The sequence below is a fragment of the Chitinophaga sp. HK235 genome (assembly GCF_018255755.1).
In the GTDB taxonomy this organism is placed as follows: Bacteria; Bacteroidota; Bacteroidia; order Chitinophagales; family Chitinophagaceae; genus Chitinophaga.
In genome coordinates this window covers 850,724-862,383 of record NZ_CP073766.1, presented here as the reverse complement: position 1 = coordinate 862,383, position 11,660 = coordinate 850,724, and the positions used below count along the sequence as shown (strand labels likewise).

10 protein-coding genes are annotated in these 11,660 nt (G+C 47.4%); 8 read left to right on the top strand and 2 right to left on the bottom strand.

Annotated elements, in window-relative coordinates:
* The first annotated feature begins 99 nt into the window (after positions 1–99).
* From KD145_RS02785 to KD145_RS02770, 4 genes are read left to right on the top strand one after another with little or no spacing between them, the layout of a single operon-like run.
* Positions 100–1,479: a 3' terminal RNA ribose 2'-O-methyltransferase Hen1 gene (locus KD145_RS02785; RefSeq protein WP_212004389.1), complete on the top strand. Its 1,380-nt coding sequence runs from the start codon at positions 100–102 to the stop codon at positions 1,477–1,479.
* A complete protein-coding gene (locus KD145_RS02780; RefSeq protein WP_249219720.1) occupies positions 1,476–2,555 on the top strand; it encodes a DNA polymerase beta superfamily protein in 1,080 nt (359 codons plus the stop codon). The genes KD145_RS02785 and KD145_RS02780 overlap by 4 nt, the downstream gene beginning before the upstream one ends.
* A complete protein-coding gene (locus tag KD145_RS02775; RefSeq protein WP_212004388.1) occupies positions 2,539–5,139 on the top strand; it encodes a polynucleotide kinase-phosphatase in 2,601 nt (866 codons plus the stop codon). The genes KD145_RS02780 and KD145_RS02775 overlap by 17 nt, the downstream gene beginning before the upstream one ends.
* 30 nt (positions 5,140–5,169) lie before the next feature.
* Positions 5,170–6,120 (top strand): NADP-dependent oxidoreductase, encoded by a 951-nt coding sequence (locus KD145_RS02770; protein ID WP_212004387.1) that lies wholly within the window; start codon positions 5,170–5,172, stop codon positions 6,118–6,120.
* 75 nt (positions 6,121–6,195) lie between these two features.
* On the opposite strand, the gene manA is transcribed toward KD145_RS02770, so the two are convergent.
* Entirely contained in the window at positions 6,196–7,401 is a 1,206-nt protein-coding gene (gene manA, locus KD145_RS02765) for a mannose-6-phosphate isomerase, class I (protein ID WP_249219719.1), read from the bottom strand.
* Between the two features lie 181 nt (positions 7,402–7,582).
* Here manA and KD145_RS02760 point away from each other — a divergent pair, with 181 nt between their 5' ends.
* Positions 7,583–7,930, top strand: coding sequence for a YraN family protein (locus KD145_RS02760; RefSeq protein WP_212004386.1), 348 nt, complete (start codon positions 7,583–7,585; stop codon positions 7,928–7,930).
* A gap of 207 nt (positions 7,931–8,137) precedes the next feature.
* Complete coding sequence (locus tag KD145_RS02755) at positions 8,138–8,461, top strand: hypothetical protein (protein WP_212004385.1); 324 nt, start codon at positions 8,138–8,140, stop codon at positions 8,459–8,461.
* Positions 8,462–8,567: 106 nt separating this feature from the next.
* Here the strand turns inward: KD145_RS02755 and purB are convergent, their stop codons facing one another.
* On the bottom strand, positions 8,568–9,911 hold the full coding sequence (gene purB, locus KD145_RS02750; RefSeq protein ID WP_212004384.1) for an adenylosuccinate lyase: 1,344 nt from the start codon (positions 9,909–9,911) through the stop codon (positions 8,568–8,570).
* Positions 9,912–10,052: 141 nt separating this feature from the next.
* On the opposite strand from purB, the gene KD145_RS02745 reads away from it, so the two are divergent.
* Positions 10,053–10,802, top strand: a complete 750-nt coding sequence (locus KD145_RS02745; RefSeq protein WP_113619763.1) for a menaquinone biosynthetic enzyme MqnA/MqnD family protein — start codon at positions 10,053–10,055, stop codon at positions 10,800–10,802.
* A 176-nt stretch (positions 10,803–10,978) separates the two neighbouring features.
* A complete protein-coding gene (locus KD145_RS02740; protein ID WP_212004383.1) occupies positions 10,979–11,638 on the top strand; it encodes an NADPH-dependent F420 reductase in 660 nt (219 codons plus the stop codon).
* Positions 11,639–11,660: the final 22 nt, after the last annotated feature.

Genomic DNA, 11,660 nt, shown 5'->3' with positions numbered 1-11,660 from the left:
TCAAATTCATTCGTGGCTATGGCTCATTTTTCAGCCGCATTGGGCGGGAACAGCAGAAAATATTATCTTCGGATAATTTTATGACGTACAGATGAACCTATGTTATTAACTATTACCACTACACGTTACCCCGCCACAGACCTTGGCTATTTATTGCATAAACACCCCGCTAAGGTTCAAACGTTTCCTTTTACTGCTGGTGATGCCCATGTTTTTTATCCGGAAGCAACGGAAGAAAAGTGCACGGCAGCCTTATTGCTCGACCTGGACCCGGTGAAGCTTACCCGTAAAAGCGGCCCGGGGAGTAATGACTTTGCCCTGGAACCTTATGTAAATGACCGGCCTTATGTGGCATCATCCTTTATGAGTGCGGCCATATCCCAGGCTTTTTCCTCCGCGATGAATGGCCGTTGTAAAGACAAGCCCGAACTGGTAGAAATAGCATTTCCTTTTGAAGTGTCGTTGTCGGTATTGCCGGTAAATGGCGGAGAGCCTTTGCTCCGTAACCTGTTTGAACCGCTGGGCTATGAAGTAAGCGTACAGTCTTTTCCGTTGGATACACAATACCCCGCCTGGGGACAGAGCCGTTACTTTCAGGTGACCCTGAAGCATACCCTGCCACTACGCCTGCTGCTGTCACAGTTGTATGTACTGATGCCGGTATGTGATAACGATAAACATTATTTTGTAGGAGAGCATGAAATAGAGAAGCTCATGGAGAAAGGCCGTGAGTGGCTGGAAAACCATCCGGCCAGGGAGCTGATTACGCGTCGTTACCTCAAACACCTGGGCCCACTTACCCGTCAGGCACTCAGCATCATTATGAAAGATGAGGATGTGCCCGAACCGGAAAGGCTGCCGGCCGAAAAAATCCGCCTGCACGATCTGCGGCTGCAGACTGTACGGGACCTGCTGCTGGAACATAACGTTTCTTCCGTGGCAGATATGGGATGTGGTGAAGGCAAGTTACTGAAACTGCTGATGGAAAAGAGTGCCTTTAGCCGTATCCTTGGGATGGACGTTAGTTATCATGCGCTGGAAATAGCCAGGGAGAAACTAAAGCTGGACCGCCTGCCGGAATTACAAAAGAAGCGGATTGGACTGATCCAGGGTTCCCTGGCATATAAAGACAAACGTTTATCAGGCTTTGAAGCAGCTACTTTGGTAGAAGTGATCGAACACCTCGATATGCCCAGGTTGGCTGTACTGGAAAAAGTAGTATTTGAATATGCCCGTCCACAACTCGTGATTATCACGACTGTAAACGCTGAGTATAATGTTAAATATGAAGCGCTTTCCGCAGGTGCTTTCCGGCATAAAGACCACCGCTTTGAGTGGACCAGGGCAGAATTTGAATCCTGGGCCAACAAGGTGGCCACACAGTTTGGATATACCGTTGTATTCAAACCTTTGGGAGATTATGATGAAGCCGTAGGAGCGCCCAGTCAGCTGGCTTTATTTTCAATTGCAGCAGCATGATGACATTTGAGACACTGAAACAACAAAGGCAATACCTCCTGCTGGAATGTGTGAGCGGCAGCAGAGCTTACAACCTGCATACGCCCACTTCTGACACAGACCTGAAAGGTATATTTATACTGCCTCAGCAGGAACTGTATGGTATGACCTATACAGATCAGGTGGCCAATGCTACTAACGATGAAGTTTATTTTGAGGTAAGACGTTTTCTGGAACTGTTGGAAAAGAACAATCCCAACATCCTGGAGCTGCTTAGCACTCATGCTGATAATCAGTTGTACCGACATCCGCTGATGCAGTTGGTACGACCGGAAGATTTTTTGTCCCGCCTCTGTCTGGAAACCTTTGCTGGTTACGCTAAAACGCAGATCAAAAGGGCTAAGGGGCTCAACAAAAAAATCAATCAGTCATTCCCGGAAGTCAGAAAAGACATCCTTGAATTCTGTTATGCAGTGCAGGGCAGTCATAGCGTGCCGATGAAGGTATGGTTGGAACAACACCAGATACAGCAACAGGATTGTGGGCTCTCCCGAATAGACCACTTTCGTGATGCATACGCCTTGTTTTACCGGCAACAGTTTACCACCCCTGTATCTTTTAAAGGCATATTCTCAGGTGAACAGGCCAATGACGTGCAGTTGAGTGCTATCCCGACCGGCACGGAACCTGCCGCTATCATGCATTTTAACAAAGACGGATATACGGTGTACTGTAAAGAGTTTGCAGCTTACTGGGATTGGGTGGAGAACCGCAACGAAGCACGATACCAGCACAATCAGCAGCTGGGAGCAGACTATGACAGCAAACATATGATGCATACTTTCCGGCTATTGGAAATGGCGGAAGAAATTGCACGTTATAAGGAAGTGAGGGTATACCGTCAGGACCGTGATTTCCTGTTGAGTATACGCAATGGAGCCTTTACCTACGATACACTGTTGCAGATGGCAACAGAGAAACTGGAAAAAATACAAGCATGGTATGCAGTAGCTGATCTGCCGGAACGTCCTGATCCGGCAGATACAGAACAACTGCTTATTAAGATCAGAGAAGAATTTTATGGCAAGAAACAATAAACTATCCCATATTTCAATTCCGGAGTTATCACTGGTATTGCTGGTGGGGCCTTCTGGCTCCGGCAAGTCCACTTTTGCCCGGAAGTATTTTAAAGCGACTGAAATTATCTCCTCGGATGTCTGCCGGGGATTGGTAAGTGATGATGAAAATAACCAGGCTGTTTCTGCAGACGCATTTGAGTTGGCCCGTTTTATGGCAGCCAAACGCCTGAAACACGGGCTGCTTACCGTTATAGACGCTACCAACGTACAGCCGGAAAGCCGCAAAGACTGGATAAAATTGGCCAGGGAATACCATGTGCTACCCGTGGCCATCGTTCTCAATATGCCGCATGAAGTATGTCAGGCCAGGAATGAGACGCGGCCGGACCGCAACTTCGGTAAACATGTAATCCCGCAGCAGATCAGCCAGCTGAAAAGAGACTTGCGTAATCTGAGGGAAGAGGGCTTCCGCCAGGTCTATGAAATACGCTCGGAAGAAGAAGCGGGTATACTGGAATCCATCATTCGCACCCCGTTATACAATAACAAAAAAGATGAGCATGGTCCTTTCGATATCATTGGCGATGTGCATGGCTGTTATGACGAACTGTACATGCTGCTGGAGAAACTGGGCTATGTGATCGATAAGGAACATGCAGAGCTGATCAGTGCTCCGCAGACGACTGACGCCAACGGCTATACGCGCACACGTAAGCCACTGTTTGTAGGTGATCTGGTAGACAGAGGGCCTGCCTCCCCGCAGGTGTTGCGGCTGGTGATGAACATGGTGAATAACGGATCGGCATTATGTGTGCCGGGCAACCACGACGCCAAACTGCTGCGCTGGCTCAACGGAAGGCAGGTACATTTGCGGCACGGACTGGAAAAGACAGTAGAACAGCTGGGCGCAGAACCGCCGGAGTTCCTGGAAGCGATAAAGTCCTTCATCGATGGCCTGATCAGCCACTATGTGCTGGACGACGGCAAGCTGGTGGTAGCACATGCCGGGCTGAAGGAAAATATGCAGGGCCGCGGCTCTGGTGCCGTACGTGAGTTTTGTTTGTATGGTGAAACCACCGGCGAAACAGATGAATTCGGATTGCCTGTACGTTACAACTGGGCACTGGAATATAAAGGGAAGGCCATGGTAGTATATGGCCACACGCCTGTGCCGGAAGCTCAGTGGCTGAACCGCACCATTGATATCGATACAGGATGTGTGTTTGGAGGTAAACTGACTGCCCTGCGTTATCCGGAAAAAGAACTGGTGTCTGTACCTGCTATACAGCAATATGCTGTACCGGCAAGACCTATCGGTTATAATGCAGACAGCAGGCTCAGTGCCTCGCAACAATATGACGGCATGCTCGATATTACTGACTTTATCGGCAAAAGTATTATCAGCACCCGTTACAATCATAATATCACAATCCGGGAAGAGAACAGTATTGCCGCGCTGGAAGTGATGAGCCGGTTTGCCATCAACCCTAAGTGGCTGATTTATCTGCCACCAACGATGTCGCCGGTGGAAACATCGAAACTGCCTGGTTTACTGGAACATCCGGCCGGAGGCCTGGAATATTTCCGTGAAGCCGGCATAAACAAGGTGGTGTGCGAGGAAAAACATATGGGTTCCCGTGCAATTGTAGTAGTGTGCCGCAATGAAGATACTGCCCGCCGGCGTTTCGGTGTGGAAGGCGAAGGGAACGGTGTGGTATATACCCGTACAGGCCGTAGTTTTTTCACGGACAAAGCGCTGGAACAGTTGTTCATAGCCCGTATCAATGCTGCATTGGAGCAGTCCGGGTTTTATGATTCCTATCAGACAGACTGGGTTTGTCTGGATTGTGAGCTGATGCCCTGGAGTGCTAAAGCCCAGGCATTGCTGCAGCACCAGTATGCGGCAGTAGGCACCGCTGCCAGTCAGGCCTTGCCGGCAGTAACGGCTGCACTGGAACAGGCTGTCCGCAACAATGTACCTGCTGAACTGTTATTGGAAAAGTATCGTAACCGCCATGCACAGGTAACAGACTACGTATCGGCCTATAGGCAATATTGCTGGCCGGTGGAAAAACTGGAAGACTATAAGCTTGCACCTTTCCATATCCTGGCTACAGAAGGCAAGACCTATTTCGATAAAGATCATGATTGGCATATGACGGCCATCAAAAAGATCTGTGAGGCCGATCCGGCTGTGCTGCTGGCCACTACTTACCATACCGTGGAAATCGGAGATGCTGAAAGTGAACAGGCCGTTATTCAATGGTGGGCAAACCTTACTGCGGCAGGAGGGGAAGGGATGGTCATCAAACCATATACTTTCTTATCTTCGGACGCCAAAGGGCTCATACAGCCTGCAGTAAAAGTGAGAGGTAAAAATTATCTCCGCATCATTTACGGACCGGAATATGATGCGCCGGAAAACCTCACACGCCTGCGTTCCAGAGGACTAGGCGCCAAACGCTCACTGGCCCTCCGTGAGTTTGCATTGGGAATGGAAAGCCTGGAGCGCTTTGTAGGCAAGGAGCCACTGCAAGCGGTGCATCAGTGTGTTTTTGGTATATTAGCATTGGAAAGTGAACCGGTGGACCCCCGATTGTAACCCATTCATTTGACATTAAATACTAACTATATGAAAGCCGTAGCCGTATCTGAATTTAAAGGTACCCCAACAGTAATGGATTTGCCCAGGCCGGAAATCAGGCCGGGAGCTGTTATCATCAAAGTACAGGCCGCCGGAATCAATCCCTTCGATTGGAAGATGGTGGATGGTATCATGGACAATGGAAAAACGCCTCATCAGTTTCCCCTGATCATGGGAGTAGACGGCGCCGGTATTATTGACGAAGTAGGAGAAGGAGTCACCCGTTTTAAAAAGGGAGACCTGGTATACGGCCAATTCATTCATATGCCCATTGGAGAAGGATCTTATGCAGAGTATGCTATTGTACCGGAGAAATCAGGTCTCACAATGGCGCCTATGCGTATTAGTCCGGAAGAAGCCGCTGCGGTGCCCACATCCGGTATGACTGCGCTGCAACTGATAGAAAAACTGAAGTTGCAGAAAGGCGATACACTGCTGATCAATGGGGCTACAGGTGGCGTAGGTTCTTTTGCCACGCAGATAGCTGCATCACTGGGCCTCAAAGTGATTGCGACTGTTGCAGACGACATTGAAGCCAAAAGGATGCATGAGCTGGGCGCTTTCACTACGGTCAACTATAAAAAAGCACCCCTGGCCGAACAGGTGAAATCAAAGTTCCCCGAAGGCATAAATGGACTGATCGACATGGTCAGTGATAAAGCAGGATTCGAGAAAAACATTGACCTCGTAAAATCAGGTGGTGGAGCTTTCACGACTTTGTTTGTGGCCGATGAGGAAGTGCTGAAAACAAAGAACCTGCACGGAGGCAACTTCGAAACAGAAGGTGGTCCTGCTGCGCTGGACAAGCTGTCCCGTCTTATCGACCAGGGACAGATAAAGGTTCCGGTAGAAAATAAAATCAGGCTGGAACAGGTGCCAGATGCTATTGCCGCCAGCCGGCAAGGGAAAGCAAAAGGCAAAACGGTCATTATTATGTAGTCTTTTTTATTTAGCCTATAAAAAAGCCGCGGGAATATATCCCGCGGCTTTTTAGTATAGTTGTTCCCGTTATAATTATTTCACAGGAACAGTAGCTTTGTATATTTCCACGTTGTCCGCGGTGGTGATTTCATAATGCTCATTGTAGGCAGCCATCACGCTCTGTCCTTTATGGAGTGCGAGTGTATCAGAGCCTTTAACGGTAGCAGTACCGCTTATGAGGATCATGATTTCTGTGGCCTGGGCGGTATGTTGATACACCTGTCCTTTTTCCAGATTGATTTTGCTGACAACAAAATCAGGAGCTGGTGTATTATAGATTTTTTCAAGTCCGCCGGAGATGCTTTCACCCTGGAGGATATTAGGATGTACTGCTTCAAAGCGGGTGTGTTTCAGTAGTTCAGGTACATCCACATGTTTGGGAGTAAGCCCGCCGCGCAGAACATTGTCAGAGTTGGCCATCAGCTCTACATTCTGGCCTTCGAGGTATGCATGCGGTATGCCAGCGGCCTGAAATACGGCCTGTCCGGGCTGAACGTGCACAATGTTGAAGAAGTAGATAGAGAAAATACCTCTGTCCAGATTGTCGGCGCCCTGTGGATCATTGAGTACTGCACGGGCTGCCCAGAAAGCAGGGTCAGATTTGGAAAGGTTACCTGCCCTGTATTCCGGTATCAGACGGTCTGTCAGCGGACGCAGTATGATGTTAACCAATGCCTGTGGCATTTCCATCACACTTTTGTACAGTCCGAAGTAACCTTCATTTTCGTATATACTTACCAGTGAGGTGAACTCTGCGGTGTCCTGCAACACCTGCAGCAGTTTCTCTTCCGGCAGGAAACCATGCAGCAGCCAGAATTCACTCAGGGCTACCATGATCTCCGGTTTATGATTATCGTCTTTGTAGTTGCGGTTAGGCGCATTCAACGGTATACCTGCAGCATTTTCACGGGCAAATCCTTTTTCCGCCTCTTCTTTAGTGGGGTGTACCTGGATAGACAACATGTCTTTAACGTCCAGTATTTTGAGGAGATAAGGCAACTCTTTGAACTGCTGCCATACCTGCGGGCCTACTATCTCTGCCGGATCCTGCTGAATCAGCTGGTTCATGGGCACAGGGCCATTGGCGGTAGTGATGGTGGAAGGAGCACTGGGATGCGCGCCCATCCAGTATTCTGCACTGGGTTTTTCTGATGGGGCAATGCCAAGCAACGCAGGAATATAAGTAGATCCTCCCCAGGCGTAATGCTGAATTTTTCCATCCAGTCTGAATAATTTCATATAAACAATTTATGGGTTTAAAGTTTGACTGTGTTCAGGCAGGCCGAACAGCGTGCATGCATAACTTTTGCAAATTACTGTCAAATTATTCAGATTTCTAAACAACAGGCTGCCAAATAGTTAAAATGCGGTTGAGCGGAATTATTTATCTTTCTGTATTGTTTGTTTAAACCTTGAAATAATGAGTAGTCAGGATATTGGCCGTCAGGGTGAGAAAATAGCGCAGGACTATGTTCGCCGGTATTGTACCATTTTACATACCAATTGGAAATACGGCAGAAAGGAAATTGATATCATCGCCACACACAATGGCACCATTTATTTTATAGAGGTGAAAACCAGAAGCACCGGCCGTTTTGGCGATCCGGAAGAGGCAGTGGGCTATCAGAAACAAGCCAATATTCAATCGGTGGCAGCCGCATACCTGGAGTGTTTCAGGCTGTATCCGGAAGCAGTCAGATTTGATATTATTGCAATCACTTTTATGGAAGATGATTATGAGCTCTTACACCTGCGGGACGTGTTTTAGCAGGTTTTTCCATTAACCAATACTTAACAAAATAAACGCTTATAATCTATATTTAATAAAAGATATTTTATATCTTTGCACTGCTTTTAAAAAGACCCCTATGATGTATTACAGCCCATATTAGCCGGGTATGTTACCATAATCATCTCCCTGGAAAAACTCCGTACAACGCCTTTAAGGTATTGTTCATCATAAAAGATCATTATTATGAACTTATGGAGCTTGATGTTATTTATTCAACAAACCGTGGGAGCAGTAGCTATCAATAATAAGCTACCATGTACTATAATACAACAACAGGACAACAGTAGTCATCTCTTTGTGAAGCTGGAAGGAGTGGAAGTACAGGAGAATTTACTGCTGACAATATTTGACAATCATCACTCACCTGTGCGCATGGTCCCAATTGCGCCAAGCAGTATATCAGCGGGGCAACTGATATGTCTGACCGGTTTATCAACCGGAAAATATATTGCCCGTGTAACCGTGGCCGGAAGGGTCGCAGAAGAAAATATCGAAATAAGACAGTAAAGCTGTCTTACGCTTTCGGGAGTCATATTGATTAGGGATTTTTTGATTTACGATTTAGGGATTTACAAATCTCAAAATCGTAAATCAAAAAATCCCTAAATGTTTTTTACATCGACCACAGGCCGGTATAGTTGTGCGGCGTAATGGCTTTCAGTTCTTTTTTCAGTGCAGCACTGATTTTCAGTCCATCGATGAATTTATGCATGCTCTTCTGGGTGATCTGCTCACCGCCACGGGTCAGCTCTTTCAGGGCTTCATATGGCTGTGGGTAGTTTTCACGGCGCAATACAGTTTGGATAGCTTCCGCTACTACGGCCCAGTTGTTCTCCAGATCTTCCTTCAGTTTGGCTTCGTTGAGGATCAGTTTGTCGAGACCTTTCTGAATAGACTTGGTGGCCAGCAGTGTATGCCCGAATGGAACGCCGATGTTACGGAGTACGGTAGAATCGGTCAGGTCACGTTGTAAACGGGAAACAGGCAGTTTGGCGCTCAGGTGCTCAAACAGTGCATTAGCAAGGCCCAGGTTACCTTCGGCATTTTCAAAATCGATCGGGTTCACTTTATGCGGCATCGCAGAAGAACCTACTTCATTCTTTTTGATCTTCTGTTTGAAATAATCCATGGAGATGTATGTCCACACGTCGCGGCAGAAGTCCATCAGCACATTGTTGATTCTTTTGAGCGTATCAAACTGGGCAGCGATGTTATCGTAGTGCTCAATCTGCGTGGTATACTTCATTCTTTGCAGCCCCAGGGTATTGTTTACAAACTTCTCCCCGAATTTTTCCCAGTTGATTTTAGGGAAAGCTACATAGTGTGCGTTGAAGTTACCGGTAGCACCGCCAAACTTGGCTGCAAACGGAATGTCGCCCAGCAGCTTGATCTGGCCTTCCAGTCTTTCTACAAATACCAGTATTTCCTTACCCAGAATGGTAGGAGAAGCAGGCTGCCCGTGGGTACGTGCCAGCATGGGGACTTTCATCCAGGATTCTCCCATCTTCTTCAGTGCCAGTATCATGTTGGCCAGCGCCGGCATATATACATGCTCTACAGCGTCTTTCCAAAGCAGGGGGGTAGCGGTATTGTTTACATCCTGGGAGGTAAGACCAAAGTGCACCCATTCCAGTTTGTCTTCCAGGCCAAGGTTCTTCAATTCATTTTTCAGGAAGTATTCCACTGCCTTCACGTCGTGGTTAGTGATCTTTTCAGTGTCTTTGATCAGCTGGGCATGTTCGATGGTGAACTCCTGATAAATCTTGCGCAGGGCAGGAACTTTGGCTTTGGGTAAAGTAAACAGCTTCTGTTCTGCCAGTGCAATAAAATATTCCACCTCTACCATCACACGGTAACGGATCAACGCAAATTCAGAAAAATAATTCGCCAGCTCGTCCAGTTGCTTGCGATAGCGCCCATCCAGCGGGGAAATGGCAGTTAATGGTTGTAGTTGCATAATATATGTATTCCAGTTATTACAATTTACCAGGTTGTCGGAAAATAAGCCCTTCCTCACCACCTGCCTCCAGGGGGAATTTTGGATTTGGAACTTGTTATCCGGGATTTAGTTACTTTTGCAGCTTCAAAATTACTGAAATTGGAACGGAAAGTAAAAGTTGCGGCTGTAAGTTATTTGAATACGAAGCCTTTGTTATACGGATTCAGGAATCATCCGGTAATGGACCAGATGGAATTGTCAGTGGATTATCCTTCTAAAATAGCCCAGCAGCTGATAGATGGAGAGGTAGATGTGGCCCTGGTGCCAGTAGCTATTATCCCTAAACTGAAAGAACATTATATTATTGCAGATTATGGTATTGGCGCAGAAGGTCCGGTGGCCTCTGTTTGTCTCTATAGCGAAGTACCGCTGAACGAGATAAAGCGTATCTACCTCGACTACCAGAGCCGTACTTCTGTAGCCCTCCTGAAAATACTGGTCAGGGAATACTGGAAGCTAGATGTTGAACTGGTGGCCACCACCGGCGACTATCAGGATAAAATAAAAGGCACCGACGCAGGCCTCGTAATCGGCGACCGTGCCCTGGCACAAAGGAAAGTATCGCCTTTCATCTATGACCTGGCAGAGCACTGGGTGCGCTTTACCAGCCTGCCTTTCGTGTTTGCCGCATGGATCAGCAACAAACCATTGCCAGCTGAGTTTACAAAACAATTCAACGATGCCACTGGTATCGGTATCAAAAATATTCCGGCCGTAGTAGCCGAAAATCCATACGACGTATACGATCTTACCACCTACTACGTACACAACCTGAGTTATCCCATTACACCGGCCAAACGCCAGGGTGTGCAGAAGTTCCTGGGATACCTGAGAGATTTGGGAATTTGATTATGTGATATTTCGATTATTTGATTGATGGCTGTTGCATGTTGAGGGAAAGAAAATTTTTCTCTCAACACGCAACAGCCTGTTTTCGCTTAGAAGAAGGTTAAATAAACCAAATAACCCCGCCATCCAATCTTTAAATACAGTAACTTCATAGTTCACCAAATACTTCCGCGGTCATGAAAATCGGCATCCTTGGCAGTGGCCCAGTTGGACTGACACTGGGAAAAGGACTTATCCAGACAGGCCACCAGATTACTATTGGTACCCGCAATCCTTCAAGAGAAGCTTTGCAGCAGTGGATAAAGGAACATGGAAAACCCGCCGCCGCCGGCACTTTCAGACAAGCGTCGGAATTTGGAGAACTCATTATCATCTGTACCAGCTGGATCGGCACTAAAAAAGCCATCGAAGCCGCCGGTATCTGGAACTTTAAAGGAAAGACGGTAGTGGATGTTACCAACCCGGTAGATGGCAAAGGCCCCGATGAAAACGGCCGGCTCAACCTGGTCATAGGACATACCAACTCAGCCGGCGAACAAATACAGGCCTGGCTCCCTCCGGATGCCAATGTGGTGAAGGCGCTCAGCTGCATAGGCTACCAGCACATGCTGTCTCCCAATTTTGAAGAAGGGTCCCCCACCATGTTTATTGCAGGCAACCAGCAGGAAGCCAAACAAACCGTTATCAACCTGCTTAACGAAATCGGCTGGTATGATATCGCCGACGTAGGTAAAATTGAAATGAGCCGCAGCATAGAGCCACTGGCCGTTTTATGGTCTGCCTACGGCTTCCTGAATGATAGTAGCGGGCATGCATTTAAACTGCTGAAACACTAACGGTGATGAATGCTGATACTTC